The sequence below is a fragment of the Brevundimonas sp. Leaf168 genome (assembly GCF_001423685.1).
GTDB lineage: Bacteria > Pseudomonadota > Alphaproteobacteria > Caulobacterales > Caulobacteraceae > Brevundimonas > Brevundimonas vesicularis_C.
In genome coordinates this window covers 477036-492579 of sequence record NZ_LMOY01000001.1, presented here as the reverse complement: position 1 = coordinate 492579, position 15544 = coordinate 477036, and the positions used below count along the sequence as shown (strand labels likewise).

The window sequence follows — 15544 nt, the reverse complement described above, 5'->3', positions numbered from 1 at the left end:
AGTTCCGGGCAGTATGCCGACCATCGAGACCCTTTCCGAGCGTCCAAAGCCGGTTGCGCCGACGACTCTCGGCTGCGAGGTTCTGGCGCGTTTCGAACGCGAGCCGGATACGCTGGTCATTCCCGTGGTCGATGGCGACCGCCCCGTCGGCCTGGTCGAACGCACCGCCTTCCTTCAGAAGATCGCCGCTCGCTTCGGGCACGCCCTTTACGACCTTCGCCCTATCACTTTCGCCATGGATGCCGAGCCGGCCGTGGTGGAGGCCGGTGTCCGGATCGACGCCTTTTGCGACATCATGCTGAAGGGCGGTCCGGCCGCCCTGCTGCGCGGCTTCATCGTCACCAAGAACGGCGCCTATTGGGGCGTAGGCACCGCCGCCACCCTGTTGCAGGCCGTCAACACGCGCCAGCGCGAGCAAAATGCGGAACTGGCCGAACAGGCGGCGATCCTTAGCGACACCCGCGCCCAGGCCATCGCCGCCGCCCGCGCCAAGAGCCAGTTCCTGGCCATCATGAGCCACGAACTGCGCACGCCCATGAACGGCGTCCTGGCCGTCGCCGAACTGCTTCGTCGCCAGCCGTTGAATACGGCGGCTCAGGCGCACGTCCAGACCATCGTCGACTCGTCCGAGACCCTGCTGCGCATCCTCCAGGACGCCGTCGACCTGTCCAAGGCCGAGGCCGGCGAACTGGAGCTGAAGACCGAGCCGACCGCCCTTCGCGCGGTCATGGACGACATCCAGTCGATGTGGGAGCCGCGCGCCTCTCAGGACGGCGTGACCCTGCTCGTCGGCTACGAAGGCGACACCGAACTGGCGGCCGTCATCGACGGCGTGCGCCTGAAGCAGGTGTTCAACAACCTGATCGGCAATGCGCTGAAGTTCGCCCGCAACGGCGTGGTTGAGGCCGGTCTCAAGGCCTGGGTCGAAGGCGACCGCATTCGTATGGAAGCCCGCATTCGCGACGACGGCCCGGGCGTCGAGCCGGAACGCGTCGACTCGATTTTCGAGCCCTTCGTGCACGGTTCCGGCCCCGACGGCGCCGGCCTGGGCCTGTCGATCTGTCGTCAGGTCATCGACCGGATGGACGGCCGAATCTGGGCCGAGAACAACAAGGGACGCGGCGCCACCTTCGCCTTCGACCTGACCGCGCCCCGCGCTGTGGTCGAGGCGGAAGCGCAATCGAACGTGTCGGATCTGTCGGGCCTGGACCTGAAATCCGCTCCGCACATCCTGATCGTCGATGACAACGCCACCAACCGCGTCGTCGCCCAGGCGCTGTGCGAGATGTTCGGCTGCAGTTCCGAACTGGCCGAGGACGGCCTCGAGGCGCTTCAGGCCGTTCAGGAAAGCCGCTACGATCTGGTCCTGATGGACATCAAGATGCCCCGGATGGACGGGGTTCAGGCGACGCAGGCCATCCGCGCCCTGCCCGGCGCCGTTGGCCGCGTGCCGATCGTGGCCCTGACCGCGAATGCGGACCCCGAAGACGCCAAACACTATCTGTCGATCGGCATGGCCGCCGTCGTCGAAAAGCCCATCAAGCCCGAACGCCTGCGTATGGCGATGAACGCCGCCATCTCCGCCGCGGACGAACAGGACCAGTCCGATCGCGCCGTCGCCTGATCCTCAGTCCGGACGAACGTCCAGCGCCTCTTCGTCCTCTTCGTCGTAGCCGACCAGACGCAGGGCCCTCGCCTTTTGCCCGTTGATCTCGGCCCAACGCAGCAAACCCTCCTCGCGGCCGTGAGTGATCCAGATTTCCTCTGGCTTGATCTCGGTGAAGGTCGCGGTCAGTTCGTTCCAGTCGGCATGATCCGACACGACCAACGGCAGTTCCACGCCGCGCTGGCGCGCCCGCGCCTTTACCCCCACCCACCCTGAAGCGAAGGCCGTGACCGGCTCGGCGAACCGACGCGCCCATCGATCCTGGATGGCGGATGGCGGTGCGATGGCGACCTCGCCGCCTAGCGCATTCTTCGGCAAATCACGGGTCGGCGCCAGCGGGCCCAGATCGACTCCTTCTCTTTCGTATAGAGCGTTCAGCCGCTCCAGCGCCCCGTGGACATAGATGGTGCGGTCCCATCCAGCCTCGCGCAGCAGACGGATGATCCGCTGCGCCTTGCCCAGCGCATAGGCGCCAACCAGATGCGCCCGCTCGGGAAACTGCCCCAGCGACCGCACCAGCCGCCCGACTTCCTCCTCCGCCGGCGGATGGCTGAAGACCGGCAGGCCGAACGTCGCCTCCGAGATGAAGACGTGGCAGGGCACGGGGTCGAACGGCGCACAGGTGGGATCGCGGCGGCGCTTATAGTCGCCGGACACGACCATGATCAGTCCCTTCCAGCGCACCTCGACCTGGGCAGAACCCAGCACATGGCCGGCGGGCGCCAATCTGAGATCGACCCCATTGATCGCGGTCGCCTCGCCGTATTCCACCGATTGGGGCTGCAGCGTGAAATCCGCGCCATAGCGCGCAGCCATGATCGCCAGGGTCTGGCGCGTCGCGAGAACCGCCCCATGACCGGCGCGCGCATGGTCGGCGTGGCCATGCGTGATGACGGCGCGATTCACCGGCCGAACCGGGTCGATGTAGAAATCTCCCGGCGGACAGTAGAGGCCGGCGGGCGTGGGATGCAGCAGGTCTTCGGGGCGGATCATCTTGCGGTAACGCTCTCGACGCCGTCGGGTCGCCGCCCCATAGATGATGACCCCGAAAATCGGCGCAACAGGTTCAGCCCGCACGATGCATGAGAGTTTCCTGACCACCATCCTGCCGCAACTGGCCGCCGGCGCCGCCCACACCGGCGCCTTGGGCTTCACCTTCGACGGCCTGCACGATGGCCAGCCCCGCATCCGCGCGCCGTGGCGTGAGGATCTGGTCGGCGATCCCGACAGCGGCGTCTTCGCAGGCGGTCTGGTGACGACCTTGCTTGATCATATCGGCGGCCTGGCTGTGTGGACTGCGATGGACGCCTTCCAGCCCATTGCCACCCTGGATTTGCGCGTCGACTACATGCGCGCGGCAAGGCCGCGTCAGGACCTGCTGGCCCAGGGCCTGTGCTACCGACTGACGCCCAGCATCGCCTTCGTGCGCGCCTGGGCTTTCGAGGACGATCCCGCCGATCCAGTCGCCGCAGCGCAAGCCGCCTATATCCTCAACCAGACCCGCGAGCGGGCGCCCCATGCAAAAGGAGCGGCGGCATGACCGACATCCTGGACCGCATGCCCTATGCCCGCTTTCTCGCCCTTCAGACCCTGGTCAGCGGCGACGAAGTCACTGTCGTCATGCCCTTCGACGACAAGCTGATCGGCAATCCGATGCTGCCCGCCCTGCATGGCGGATCGACGGCCGCCCTTCTGGAAATGACGGCAATGGCTCAGGTTGCGCTCAGCTTTCCTGGTCCGCGACTGCCCCGCCCGATCAATGTCACGGTCGCCTATCTGCGCACCGGCAGACCGATCGACGTCTTCGCGCGTGCTCGCATTAGCCGGGCGGGTCGTCGCGTCGCCCATGTGCACGCGGAGGCCTGGCAGGAAGAACGTCAACAGCCTATTGCGTCCCTTACCGCACACTTCCTGCTGGACAACCAGGACTGATCACTGCGCCCTAGCGCGCTGATTCGCGCCGATTTCTTGCCCTCATTGGGTTTTAACGCCGTGCTTACGGCGGCGCTTCAACGCGCGATTGCCGATATGGTAAAGATTGCTCTACCAAACAGGGTTAAGACGTGATAACCATACGGTTCTTGTAAACCTGTCTTTGAGGGGCTTTCATGGACCGCACTGAAGTCGTCACCAGCGTTGCTGGCGATCTGCATGCCACCGAACTCGCGATCGACGCCGCGATCACCCAGGCGACCACGCTGGTTCAATCCTTCATCGGCGCTCGCGCCGCTCTGTCGCTGTCGCCGGTCTCCGGCACGATGTCGCAAGCCAAGGCCATGGAAACGATCGCCGCCCTCTCGGCCGCCCGTGAATCCATCGTCGCTTGCCACGCCGAGCTGCAAAAAGACCACCGCCGCCTCGGCTTCGGCACCTATGCCGCCGGTCCGGTTGGCAAGCCCGACGATTGGCTTGACCCCAAGGCCGCGCTGACGACGCCGCATCTGCACCGCGTTGCATGAATTCTCGGTAAGCTTGGCTTATCGACGTTTCAGTTTGACCTGACTTCAGTCATTATCGCCCCCACGCATTTTTGCGGGGGGGCGATTTCACATGGTGAACATGCTGTACGCCGTCGTTGGCGCAGTGTTCATGGTCGGGATGGCCCTGTTCGCCTTTCTGAAGGGCGGGACCGCCGAAAAAATTGGAGCTGGGGCATACCTGATTGCGTGGTTCGCCACGATCATGATGCAAGAAAGCAGTGGCTTTGTGGGCGTGCCGGTAGGCATGTTTCTAATTGATCTAGCTCTACTGCTTGTCTTCATCGCTATTGCTTGGAAGCATCGACAGTCTTGGCCCGTCTGGGCCAGTGGCCTTCAGCTTGTCGTTGTAATGGCCCATGTGATGCTTTTGATGAAGCAACCGGTTTTAGTAGCGTCACTTTACACGGTAATGAATTTTACGGGCTATCTCGTCATCGGTTGCATCACAGCCGGGACTTTTTGGGCGTGGCAAAACCGCAAGGCTGCAAACTTCAACATAGGTAGAAATTCCTAAAGCCTGATCGTATTCTCGCGACGAATCGGTTGCTGGAAGATCATGCCGCTATCCCACGCCAAGCTTTGGAAAGCCGTCGATGCCTTGGCGCGGCGTGAAGGGCTGTCGCCGTCGGGCTTGGCGCGGCGGGCCGGTCTGGATGCGACGAGTTTCAATCCCTCGAAACGCTTCGGGCCCGGCGATCCTCCGCGTCCACGCTGGCCATCGACCGAGAGCATGACGCTGGTGCTTCAGGCGACGGGCTTGTCGCTATCGGAGTTTGCGGTATTGGCCGAAGACGCGCCGGAGGCGCCAAGCAGCGTACCCTTGCTGGGTCTCGCCAAGGCGGGTCAGGACGGTTTCTTCGACGACGCCGGCCTGCCGGTGGGCGAAGGTTGGGATCAGACCGACCTGCCGCGCGCCAAGGACACCCTGTTCAGCCTTCAGATCACCGGCGATTCGATGTCGCCCCTCTATCGCGAAGGCGACCGCGTCATCGTGGATCAAGAAGCGACGCAGGTACGGCGCGGCGACCGCGTCGTCGCCCGCCTGACCAGCGGAGAAACCGTGGCCAAGGAGGTTACCAGCCTGACCAGCCGCGCCGTCACCTTGGCCTCAATCAATCCCGACTACCCCCCAAGGATCGTGCCCCGACGCGAGATCGAATGGATGGCCCGCATCCTCTGGGTCAGCCAGTAGCGCGCAGCAAAAACCCCGCCCGGCGTGCCGGACGGGGCTTTCGATTAGCGGCGAACTGCAATCAGTTGGCCGTGACGTAGTGGGCGTTCACCCAACCACCGCCTGCGATCTGCACCCACTCGCCTTGCGAACCAATGGCGGTGAAGGGCTGACCGGCCGACAGCGTGCCGGCTTGGCGATAGTTGGTGCCAGGGCCGCTGCGGATGCGCAGGTTTGACGAAGCGCGATACTGGGCGCCGCTAGAGGCCGAAGCAGCACGGGCGCGCTGCTGGTTGCAGCCGATATAGGAACCGGCGGCGGCGCCGGCGCCCGCACCGACGATGGTGCCGGCCGTACGCTCATTGCGGGCGAGGTTCGAGCCCACCACGCCGCCGACGACGGCGCCGATCAGAGCGCCCGCACGCTGGCGACCGCCAGGGGCGTCACAGTTGGTCACGCCGTTGGCTTGAGCTTGGGCGGACATCGGGGCGGCGGTCACCATGGCGGCCAAGGCGGCAGCGGTGGCCAGACCGGTCTTGAAAATCTTGTTCGACATAACTCTTCTCCTGTCAGCGCGTTTGCCGATGAGGGGAGAATGCACAGACGAACCTGAAGGCTCCCGGAGCTTCGCCGTTATTTTCCGTTCATCTTGGCTATGCGCGCAGACTGGCGGCGGGCGACAAATTGCCTGGCGACATTGATGTCGCGTTCGATGAAGTGTTTCCGGCGCACGAACTGGAAGTCCAGCACGCGCGCCCACAGATGGAGCATGCGGTCGTTTGTCACGAAAATCGTCACCGCCTCGACGAGCGGCGGCGTCCCCCAAGCCTCAGCCAGCTTCGCCAGATGCTGGACCGTGGCGTCGTCGGTCATGGGTTCGCATTCGACGATCCAGTCCCAGCTGCAGAGCTCAGGCCTTTGCGTGATCAAATCGACCGTCGCTTTCAGCACGCGGTCGGCCGATCCGGCCGAGACCAGGTCGAGCATCAGGACCCTCTTCGCTTCGTCGATCTCGTAACGCAACCTCGCCTCCCCCGGCTACGTCCCCTCAGGATGGCATCACGCAACAACCCTGACGCAAGGTCAAGGTTGCGCCAGTTCTCCGTTTGCGCCCGCTTCGATCAGGGCGATCGTCTGCGGCAGGCCGTAGATAGCGGCGAACGAACCGAAGCGCGGCCCCTGGCTGGCGCCCAGCAGCACCTCGTAGAGCGCGCCGAACCACGCCCGCAGCGGCTCGAACGCATGCGCCTTGCCGACGGCATAGACCTCGTTCTGGATCAGTTCGCCATCGGTGGTGTCGACCGGCAGCGCCTTCAGTCGTTCGGCCAGGTCCAATAGCGCCGCCTTCTCCTTGTCGTCCGGCAGGCGATAGGACTTCGAGGGCTTCACGAAGTCCTCGTAGTAGTTCAGCGCGTGGTCCATCAGCCGGTCCAGCAGGGGCTCGTTCTGCGGCGTGGCGTCAGGCAGGTATTTGGCGAAATAGGCCCACAGCTGGTCCTTGGTCGAGGCGTTGGCCACGCCGACCAGGTTCAGCAGCAAAGCGAAGGACACTGGCGACGTGTGGGTCGGCGGATCGCCCGCGTGGATCGACCAGACGGCGTTGTCGATCCGCTTGGCCGGCTCCTGGGTCTTGTAGCTTTCGATGAAGGCCAGATAGTCGTCGATGGCGCGCGGAATGACGTTGAAGTGCAGGCTCTTGGCCGACTTCGGCGACTGGAACATGTACCACGACAGGCTCTCGGGCGTACCGTAGCGCAGCCACTCGTCCATCGTCAGGCCGTTGCCCTTGGACTTGGAGATCTTCTTGCCCTCGATGTCGAGGAAGAGCTCGTAGTTGAAGCCCTCAGGCGGGGTACCGCCCAGGGCGCGGCAGACCTTTGAGCTTTCGCGCACGCTTTCAATCAGGTCCTTGCCCGACATCTCGTAGTCGATGTCCAGCGCGACCCAGCGCATGGCCCAGTCGGGCTTCCACTGCAGCTTCACATTGCCGCCCGTGACCGGCACCTCGGTGCGGTTGCCCGGTTCGCCTGCGGGGTCTTCGAAGGTGATCGTGCCCTTCTCGACGTTGCGCGCCAGGGTCGGCACCTGCAGCACATGGCCGGTGATCGGGCTGATGGGCAGGAAGGGCGAATAGGTGGCGCGGCGCTCCTCGCCCAGGGTCGGCAGCATGATGGCCTGGACCGCGTCGAACCGTTCCAGAAGCGTCAGCAGCGTCGCGTCGAACCGGCCCGACCTGTAGGTCTCGGTCGAGGACATGAACTCGTAGTCGAAGCCGAAGCTGTCGAGGAAGGCGCGCAGGCGGGCGTTGTTGTGCGCGCCGAAGCTGTCGTGGGTGCCGAAGGGATCGCGCACTCGCGTCAGGGACAGATGCAGGTCCTCGCGCAGCATCTCCGGGTTCGGCACGCCTTCCGGCACCTTGCGCAGGCCGTCCATGTCGTCGGAGAAGGCGATCAGGCGCGTGGGCCAGTGGTCCCCGGTCAGGGCGCGAAAGGCGTTGCGCACCATGGTGGTGCGGGCGACCTCGCCGAAGGTGCCCATGTGCGGCAGGCCCGATGGGCCATAGCCGGTTTCCAGGATCACAGAGCGCTGCAAGGCGGGAAAGGCCGCCAGGGCTTCATCCGCCTTGCCGGCGTCGATCAGGGCGCGCGCTTCGGCTCGTTCGGTCTCGCCCAGCCGTTTCTTCAGAACATGGGCCAGCAGGTTGCGGGCTTGTTCGAAGGGCCAGGACTTGGCCTCGCGGGCGAGGGTTTCGAGGTTCTGAAGCATGGCGGCGGTTTGCAGTCTGCATCCCGCCCGGTCAACCGCGATCAGGCTTTGGCGGCGATTACGATGATCTCGACCTTGTAATCGGGCGACGCGAGCCGGCTTTCGCCCGTGGCGCGGGCTGGCGGGTTGGCGGTGTCGACCCAGGCGTCCCAGACACCGTTCATCGCCTCGAAGTCGGCGATGTCCGCCAGCCAGATCTGGGCCATCAGGATCCGGGACTTGTCGCTGCCGGCCTCGGCCAGCAGGGCTTCGATCTCGGCCAGCGCCGTTCGGGTCTGCGTCGCCACGTCGTCGCCGGGTTCGCCGACCTGGCCCGACAGATAGATGGTGTCGCCGTGGACAACGGCCTCGCTCATGCGGGCGCCAGGCTGGATGCGGGTGATCATGGGCGGGGGTCCTTCGAAAACGTCCCTCACCTATCGCCGCCGGGGCCCGGCTGTCGAGCGGCTAGCGCCGGTTGAACCGCGAGACGGTCAAGCCGACGACCAAGGCGCCGGCCCCGACGATCAAGGCGTCCTCGATCAGGCCGCTCTTGGTCTGGCCGATGCGGGCCATGGCCTTCTTGCGCCCCGAAAGGGTCAGATACGCCAGCGGCACGGCCGTGCTGACCGCCAGGCCGGCGCCCAGCTTTTCGCGACCGCGCGGGGCGAGAGCGGCGCCGGCGATGCCCGCGCTCATGACCCGCGCCAATAGGCCGAGGAAGACGGTGCGATCGGGCGCGGTCTTCATCTTGTCGCCCAGCAGTTCGCCGACGCCCATGGCCAGGGCGCCGAACTTGAACAGCGGCCGGTTCAGCAGGAAGACGCGGCCGGGCAAGGGCTTGTGCGCCAGTTCGGCGGTGGCGAGGGCCGCCATCGGGGTCATGGAACGGGCGCTGGCGACGGCGCCGATGAGGGCGGACGGGAGGAGGTCGAGGGCTTTCATGCCGCCACAACACTCGACCGGGCCGGAAGGTTCAGCCCGTTTCAGCCGCGCGCCGCCAGGACGTTGCGGATCGCCAGGCTGGAGTGGATGCGCGACACGCCCGGCAGGCGCGACAGGACGTCCTTGTGGATCACCTCATAGGCGGCGATGTCGGGCGCGACGGCGCGGACGATGTAGTCGGCCTCGCCCGCCATCAGATAGCAGTCGCGGATTTCCGGGTGGTTGCGGACGGCCGCCTCGAACCGGCGCATGTGGTCGTCAGTCTGCTTCTCCAGCGTGATCTCGACATAGGCGACGACGCCGTCGTCGCTGTCGTTGGCCAGGACGGCGGCATAGCCCCGGATCACCCCGCGCTCTTCCAGCCGGCGCACGCGCCGCAGGCAGGCGGAAGGCGACAGACCGACGGCGGAGGCCAGGTCCGCATTGCTGATGCGCCCATCGGCGCGGAGCCGTTGAAGGAGGCGCTGGTCGAGGGGATCAAGCAGGGACACAAGTTTCCGTCATTCAGCCGCAGATTATTGCGTCAGACTTCTATCAGCGACTGATCGTTGCGCAAACAGGCAGGATCGTCGATCCATGCAGCGCTAGCTTGCGGCGAATAATAACAGTGGGCTTGGGAACGTCACATGCGGGTTCTGGTGCTTGGGTCGGGCGTCATCGGCGTCACCACCGCCTGGTATCTCAGCCAGGCCGGGCATGAGGTCACGGTGGTGGATCGGCAGGCCGGTCCGGCGCTGGAGACCAGCTTCGCCAACGCTGCGCAGATTTCGCCGGGCTATTCCGCGCCCTGGGCCGCGCCGTCGATCCCAATCAAGGCGATGAAGTGGCTGCTGATGCGCCACGCCCCGCTGATCGTGCGCCCGCGTCTGGACATGGCCATGGTGCGCTGGACCGTCGCCATGCTGCGCAACTGCACCCATGAACGCTATGCGCTGAACAAGAGCCGGATGGTGCGTCTGGCCGAATACAGCCGCGACCAGATCGACCTGCTGCGCCGCGAGACCGGCATCACCTATGACGGTCGCCAGCAGGGCACGCTGCAGCTGTTCCGCACCGAAAAGCAGCTGGCCGACGTGCACAAGGACGTCGATGTGCTGAAAGCCGCCGGCGTGCCGTGCGAGGTTCTGGACCGCGCGGGCTGTATCGCGGCCGAGCCGGGCCTGGCCGCCTCCGACATCGATTTCGTCGGGGGTCTGCGTCTGCCGCATGACGAAACCGGCGACTGCTTCCTGTTCACCAACGCCCTGGCCAAGCTAGCGGCGGAGCGCGGCGTGGTCTTCCATACCGGGACCGAGATCCAGTCGATCACGATGACGGACGGTCGCGCGACCGGCGCCCTGACCAGCAAGGGCGCCCTGACGGCCGATCTGGTGATCCTGGCGCTCGGCTCCTATTCGCCGATGATGGCCAAGCCGATGGGGCTGGATCTGCCGGTCTATCCGGTGAAGGGCTATTCGATCACGGCCAAGATCGTGAACGAAGACCGCGCGCCCGTCTCCACCGTCATGGACGAGAGCTACAAAGTGGCGATCACGCGCCTGGGCGACCGCATTCGCGTGGGCGGCATGGCCGAGCTGTCGGGATACAACAACACCCTGCCCGCCGTCCGCCGCGAGACCCTGGCCCATTCGGTCGGCAGCCTGTTTCCGGGCGGCGGTGATCTGGCGGGCGCCAGCTATTGGTCGGGCCTGCGTCCGATGACGCCGGACGGCACGCCGGTGATCGGCGCGACCAAGGTTCCGGGGCTTTATCTGAACACCGGCCACGGCACCCTGGGCTGGACCATGGCCTGCGGCTCGGCGCGGGTTCTGGCCGACATGGTCGACGGCAAGGCGCCCGAGATCGAGACCCGCGATCTGTCGCTGAACCGCTATGGCGCCTGGGCCGGGGCGTTCGCGCCGGGCTACAGCTGAAATCAGACGGCGGCGGGGAATTTTACCGTCTAAAGAGTCTAATTCGTCTAATCTCGCGATGGTCGAGCCTTGGGCCGCGGACGGGAATTCACCGTCTAAAGTGTCTAATTCGTCTAATCCGGCGCCATCATCCGGGTAAGGCGCGGGCGGGACTTCGCCGTCCCTTCTGCCTGAACTTACGCTGTCAAAGATCGCCAGCCAGTCTAGCACACGGCCGGGGCGCGGTCGGTTAGACGCCGTTCGGGCGCGAAAAGCCGTTGTGAATCAGACAGCGGCGCGCCGACGATGCGCTGGCAGCACGCCGCGACGTGGCGCGGCGCGTCGGAGCGCCCTATAGAGCGCGCGATGAAGACCGCCGATTTCGATTTCGACCTGCCCGAGGACCGGATTGCGTTGCGCCCGGCCGATCCGCGCGATTCCGCACGGTTGCTGGTGGTGAAAGGTGGCGCGCTGGAAGACCGGATCATTCGCGATCTGCCGGACTTCCTGCAGCCCGGCGACGCCCTGGTGTTCAACGATACGCGGGTCATTCCCGCCCGTCTGTCGGGCGTGCGCCAGCGGATCGGGGCCGAGGGCGAAACCCTGACGGTCGAGGTGGAGGCGACGCTGCATCACCGCGACGCGCCCGACGTCTGGTCCGCTTTCATGAAGCCGGGCAAGCGGATCAAGCCGGGGGATCGGATCCGGTTCGGAAACGCGAGCGACGCCGCCTGCGACCTGGGGCGGCTGGACGCCACGGTGACGGCCAAGGGGGAAGACGGCCTGATCACCTTGACCTTCGACCTGGCGGGACCGGCGCTGGACGATGCGATCCGCGAGGTCGGGGTCATGCCCCTGCCGCCCTATATCGCCGCCAAACGGCCCGAAGACGACCGCGACCGGTCGGACTATCAGACCGTCTTCGCCGAGCATGACGGGTCAGTGGCGGCGCCGACGGCGGGGTTGCATTTCACCCCTGCCCTGCTGGACGCCATCCGCGCCAAGGGCGTCTCGACCCATGCGGTGACGCTGCATGTCGGGGCCGGCACTTTCCTGCCGGTCAAGGCCGACGACCTGGCCGACCACAAGATGCACAGCGAATGGGGCGAGGTGTCGCCTGAAACCGCCGCCGCCCTGAACGCCGTCCATGCAAAGGGCGGGCGCATCGTCTGCGTCGGCACCACCTCCCTGCGGCTGCTGGAAAGCGCGTCGGCCGAGGACGGCGAGATCCAGCCCTTCCACGGCGACACGGCCATCTTCATCACGCCCGGCTATCGGTTCCGGGCGGTCGATGTGCTGATGACCAACTTCCACCTGCCGAAGTCGACGCTGTTCATGCTGGTCAGCGCCTTTGCGGGCACGGCGACGATGAAGGCGGCCTATGCCCATGCGGTCGCCGACGGCTATCGCTTCTATTCCTACGGCGACGGATCGCTGCTGTTCCGCGACTGATCGCGGGTCAGGGCCAGAGGCGGCCCGAGCGCCAGGCCTCGCCGTCGCGGTCGAACCGCAGTCGGTCATGCAGGCGGAACGGGCGATCGCGCCAGAACTCGACCGAGCGCGGCACGACGCGCCAGCCGGTCCAGTGGGACGGGCGCGGCACCTCCTGACCATCGAAGCGCGCGGTTTCACGGCCCACGGCCTCTTCCAGCACGGTGCGATCCGACAGGGGGCGGGACTGGTCCGAGGCCCAGGCGCCGATGCGGCTTTCGCGCGCGCGGCTGGCGAAATAGGCGTCGGCCTCAGCCGGCGTGACAGGCTCGACCGCGCCGCGCACCCGCACCTGGCGACGCAGGGATTTCCAGTGGAAGGTCAGGGCGGCGGCCGCGCAACCGGCCAGTTCGACACCCTTGGTGCTCTCGCTGTTCGAATAGAAGGTGAAGCCTCGCGCATCGACATCCTTCAGCAGAACGATCCGCGCATCCGGCAGGCCGTCGGCGTCGACAGTCGACAGGGTCATGGCGTTGGGATCGTTCGGCTCGTGCGCCCTCGCGTCCGCCAGCCATTCGACGAACAGGCCGATGGGTTCGGGGCGATCGAAGATGGTCTCGTCGCCGTTGGCGGCCAGGGCGGCGGCATAGTCGCGGGCGTATTCTTCACGCGACGGGCTGGGCGGGATCACGGATGCGGTCATGCGAGTGATGTAGTCGGTGCAGGCGCGGCTGGGAATGATCGAGGTCAAAACGGTCGTGTCGCCGTCAGGGTTAACCGCCCATTGACCCTGATGCGCGAACGGTGACGACATGAGCGCGCCTGTTTCGATTTCAGATGTGTCCGGCGTCCGCGAGGCCCTGTCGATCTTGGGCCTGAACGGCGATGTCGATGCGTCGACGCTGAAGGCCGCCTTCCGCACGGCGGTGAAGGCGGCGCGGCCGGATCAGGCGGGCGGCGACGCCGAGCGGTTCCGGCGCGTGATCGCGGCCTATCGGCTGATCCAGGCGCATCAGCCCCCTCGCCCCGCCCTGTCGGCGCCCGCCGCGCGGCCCGCGCCTACGCCGGTTCTGGTGCTGTCGCCGATGCAGGCCCTGGCCGGGGGTCAGGTCGAGGTGCGGCTGGGCGCGCGGACGGTGCGGGTCACGGCGCCCAAGGGCCTGCGCAGCGGCGATTATCTGCGGCTGAGGCGCGGGGCGGCGGACGGGAGCGACCTCTATCTGTCGGTGCTGATCCGGCCCGAGGACGGGCTGTCGGTCGTCGGCGACGACCTGTTCATGACCTGGGCCGTCGAGCGTCGCCTGATGGCCGACGGCGGGCGGGTCGAGATCGAGACCCCTGTCGGCACGCGCTCGGCCTGGATCACCGCCGACATGGCCGCGCCGGTCCGGGTGCGGCTGAAGGACCTGGGCCTGCCCGCGCGCGGATCGCGGCCGGCGGGGCATCTGTTTGTGACGCTGGAGCCGTCGTCCGATGTTCCCTCGGCGGCCGAAGACCTGCTGGTGCGGTTCACGCGGGTCTGGACGCAGGAGCGTCTGGCGGCCTAAGTCGGGGCCATGTCGCACAATACCTTCGGCCATCTGTTTCGCGTGACCACCTGGGGCGAGAGCCACGGGCCGGCGATCGGCTGCGTCGTTGACGGATGCCCGCCGATGATCCCGCTGACCGAGGCGGACCTTCAGCCCTGGCTGGACCAGCGTAAGCCGGGCGGCAGCCGCTTCGTGACCCAGCGCAAGGAAAGCGACACGGCGCGCATCCTGTCGGGCGTGTTCGACGACGGCGACGGACCGGTGACGACGGGCACGCCGATCTCGATCCTGATCGAGAACGAGGACCAGCGGTCCAAGGACTATGGCGAGATCGCCCGCGCCTATCGGCCGGGGCACGCCGACTATGCCTATCAGGCCAAATACGGGGTGCGCGACCACCGGGGGGGCGGTCGATCCTCGGCGCGCGAGACGGCCTGCCGCGTGGCGGCCGGGGCCGTGGCGCGCAAGGTGCTGAGCGACGGGATCAGGATCCGCGCCGGCGTGGTCCAGATCGGCCCGCACCGGATCGCACCGGATCGGATCGACTTCGACGCCGTCGACACCAATCCGCTGTTCGCCGCCTCGGCCGAGGTCGTGGGTGACTGGGAGGCTTATCTGGACGGCATCCGCAAGGCGGGATCGTCGGTCGGGGCGGTCGTAGCGCTGGAAGTCACGGGCGTTCCGGCGGGCTGGGGCGCGCCCCTGTATGGCAAGCTGGACGGCGAGTTGGCCGCAGCCCTGATGTCGATCAATGCGGCCAAGGGCGTCGAGATCGGCGCCGGCTTCGAGGCCGCCGAACTGACCGGAGAACAGAACGCCGACGAGATGCGGCTGGACCTGAACAAGCAGCCGGTCTTCCTGTCGAACAAGGCTGGCGGCGTGCTGGGCGGGATTTCGACGGGCCAGCCGGTGACCGCGCGGGTAGCGTTCAAGCCGACCTCCTCCATCCTGACCCTGCGCCAGACGATCACCCGCGACGGCGAAGAGACGGACCTGCGCACCAAGGGCCGTCACGACCCATGCGTCGCCCTGCGCGCCGTACCGGTGGTCGAGGCCATGGCCGCCTGCGTGCTGGCCGACGCGCATCTGAGGCATCGCGCCCAGGTCGGCTGATCAGGGTCTGGGTCTGGTCGGTCGCGGGTTTGCGCGATCGGTCTCGCGCCTCGGCGGCGGCTCGGTCTGACGCGCCTCGCACCGCATCAAGGCCATCAGGGCCGACAGGCCTGTCGTCATCACGATCATCGCTCGATTCCTGCAAATGCGAACCGTTTGCAGGTTTGCGCATGTCCAGGGCGCGTGCAAGACAAGGGACCGGTGGCGCCCAACTCAGGAGATCAACCGTGCGTGAAGACGGAAAGCTGGACTACCTCGAACTGCCCGCCGCCAACCTGCCCGCGAACAAGCAATTCTACAGCCAGGCGTTCGGCTGGACCTTCGTGGATTACGGCCCGACCTATGCCGCCTTCGATCAGGGTCTGGACGGCGGGTTCGACGCCGATCAGACCGATCAGACCAAGGCGCCCCTGCCCATCCTGTACGCCCATGACCTGGAAGCCATGCTGGCCAAGGTCGAGGCGGCCGGCGGCCGGATTTTGAAACAGATCTACAGCTTCCCCGGCGGTCGCCGCTTCCACTTCGCCGATCCGGCCGGCACCGAAATGGCGGTGTGGTCCGAGGGCTGAGCC

19 protein-coding genes are annotated in these 15544 nt (G+C 66.4%); 11 read left to right on the top strand and 8 right to left on the bottom strand.

Going from position 1 to position 15544, the window contains the following annotated elements; genetic code table 11:
- The first annotated feature begins 13 nt into the window (after window positions 1-13).
- Window positions 14-1624 (top strand): response regulator, encoded by a 1611-nt coding sequence (locus tag ASF81_RS02430; RefSeq protein ID WP_055804335.1) that lies wholly within the window; start codon window positions 14-16, stop codon window positions 1622-1624.
- A gap of 3 nt (window positions 1625-1627) precedes the next feature.
- Here ASF81_RS02430 and ASF81_RS02425 read toward each other — a convergent pair whose 3' ends face one another.
- Window positions 1628-2659: a ligase-associated DNA damage response exonuclease gene (locus tag ASF81_RS02425; RefSeq protein ID WP_055804332.1), complete on the bottom strand. Its 1032-nt coding sequence runs from the start codon at window positions 2657-2659 to the stop codon at window positions 1628-1630.
- Between the two features lie 85 nt (window positions 2660-2744).
- Here ASF81_RS02425 and ASF81_RS02420 point away from each other — a divergent pair, with 85 nt between their 5' ends.
- The 5 genes from ASF81_RS02420 (at window position 2745) to ASF81_RS02400 (ending at window position 5338) form a co-directional block, all read left to right on the top strand.
- Window positions 2745-3206 carry a PaaI family thioesterase gene (locus ASF81_RS02420; RefSeq protein ID WP_055804329.1) on the top strand — a complete coding sequence of 154 codons (462 nt, stop codon included), beginning with the start codon at window positions 2745-2747 and terminating at the stop codon, window positions 3204-3206.
- Entirely contained in the window at window positions 3203-3598 is a 396-nt protein-coding gene (locus ASF81_RS02415; RefSeq protein ID WP_055804326.1) for a PaaI family thioesterase, read from the top strand. Before ASF81_RS02420 ends, ASF81_RS02415 begins: the two co-directional genes overlap by 4 nt.
- A 176-nt stretch (window positions 3599-3774) precedes the next feature.
- Window positions 3775-4125, top strand: coding sequence for a hypothetical protein (locus ASF81_RS02410; RefSeq protein WP_055754740.1), 351 nt, complete (start codon window positions 3775-3777; stop codon window positions 4123-4125).
- A gap of 91 nt (window positions 4126-4216) precedes the next feature.
- Window positions 4217-4660 (top strand): hypothetical protein, encoded by a 444-nt coding sequence (locus ASF81_RS02405; RefSeq protein WP_055804323.1) that lies wholly within the window; start codon window positions 4217-4219, stop codon window positions 4658-4660.
- A 42-nt stretch (window positions 4661-4702) separates the two neighbouring features.
- The gene (locus ASF81_RS02400) at window positions 4703-5338 is read left to right on the top strand and encodes a helix-turn-helix transcriptional regulator (RefSeq protein WP_055804321.1); all 636 of its coding nucleotides are present in this window, start codon (window positions 4703-4705) and stop codon (window positions 5336-5338) included.
- Between the two features lie 61 nt (window positions 5339-5399).
- Here ASF81_RS02400 and ASF81_RS02395 read toward each other — a convergent pair whose 3' ends face one another.
- The 6 genes from ASF81_RS02395 to ASF81_RS02370 all read right to left on the bottom strand — a co-directional run bounded on the left by ASF81_RS02395 (window position 5400) and on the right by ASF81_RS02370 (window position 9498).
- Window positions 5400-5873 (bottom strand): SH3 domain-containing protein, encoded by a 474-nt coding sequence (locus ASF81_RS02395; protein ID WP_039246408.1) that lies wholly within the window; start codon window positions 5871-5873, stop codon window positions 5400-5402.
- Window positions 5874-5950: 77 nt separating this feature from the next.
- Complete coding sequence (locus ASF81_RS02390) at window positions 5951-6340, bottom strand: hypothetical protein (RefSeq protein ID WP_055804318.1); 390 nt, start codon at window positions 6338-6340, stop codon at window positions 5951-5953.
- 60 nt (window positions 6341-6400) lie between these two features.
- Window positions 6401-8083 (bottom strand): lysine--tRNA ligase, encoded by a 1683-nt coding sequence (locus tag ASF81_RS02385; RefSeq protein ID WP_055804315.1) that lies wholly within the window; start codon window positions 8081-8083, stop codon window positions 6401-6403.
- A 41-nt stretch (window positions 8084-8124) separates the two neighbouring features.
- Complete coding sequence (locus ASF81_RS02380; protein WP_055804311.1) at window positions 8125-8469, bottom strand: RidA family protein; 345 nt, start codon at window positions 8467-8469, stop codon at window positions 8125-8127.
- Between the two features lie 61 nt (window positions 8470-8530).
- Entirely contained in the window at window positions 8531-9007 is a 477-nt protein-coding gene (locus ASF81_RS02375) for a hypothetical protein (protein WP_055804308.1), read from the bottom strand.
- A gap of 41 nt (window positions 9008-9048) precedes the next feature.
- Window positions 9049-9498 (bottom strand): Lrp/AsnC family transcriptional regulator, encoded by a 450-nt coding sequence (locus ASF81_RS02370; protein ID WP_039246401.1) that lies wholly within the window; start codon window positions 9496-9498, stop codon window positions 9049-9051.
- A gap of 135 nt (window positions 9499-9633) precedes the next feature.
- Between ASF81_RS02370 and ASF81_RS02365 the strand changes: the two genes are divergently transcribed.
- Window positions 9634-10920, top strand: coding sequence for a D-amino acid dehydrogenase (locus ASF81_RS02365; RefSeq protein ID WP_055804303.1), 1287 nt, complete (start codon window positions 9634-9636; stop codon window positions 10918-10920).
- Between the two features lie 345 nt (window positions 10921-11265).
- Window positions 11266-12351: a tRNA preQ1(34) S-adenosylmethionine ribosyltransferase-isomerase QueA gene (gene queA / locus ASF81_RS02360; RefSeq protein ID WP_055804299.1), complete on the top strand. Its 1086-nt coding sequence runs from the start codon at window positions 11266-11268 to the stop codon at window positions 12349-12351.
- Window positions 12352-12358: 7 nt separating this feature from the next.
- Here queA and pdxH read toward each other — a convergent pair whose 3' ends face one another.
- On the bottom strand, window positions 12359-13033 hold the full coding sequence (gene pdxH, locus ASF81_RS02355; RefSeq protein WP_055805341.1) for a pyridoxamine 5'-phosphate oxidase: 675 nt from the start codon (window positions 13031-13033) through the stop codon (window positions 12359-12361).
- Window positions 13034-13142: 109 nt separating this feature from the next.
- Between pdxH and ASF81_RS02350 the strand changes: the two genes are divergently transcribed.
- The 3 genes from ASF81_RS02350 to ASF81_RS02340 all read left to right on the top strand — a co-directional run bounded on the left by ASF81_RS02350 (window position 13143) and on the right by ASF81_RS02340 (window position 15541).
- Window positions 13143-13877, top strand: coding sequence for a DnaJ C-terminal domain-containing protein (locus ASF81_RS02350; protein WP_055804296.1), 735 nt, complete (start codon window positions 13143-13145; stop codon window positions 13875-13877).
- A gap of 9 nt (window positions 13878-13886) precedes the next feature.
- Window positions 13887-14972, top strand: a complete 1086-nt coding sequence (gene aroC / locus ASF81_RS02345; RefSeq protein ID WP_055804293.1) for a chorismate synthase — start codon at window positions 13887-13889, stop codon at window positions 14970-14972.
- Window positions 14973-15199: 227 nt separating this feature from the next.
- Complete coding sequence (locus ASF81_RS02340) at window positions 15200-15541, top strand: VOC family protein (RefSeq protein WP_055804290.1); 342 nt, start codon at window positions 15200-15202, stop codon at window positions 15539-15541.
- The last annotated feature ends 3 nt before the right edge of the window (window positions 15542-15544 follow it).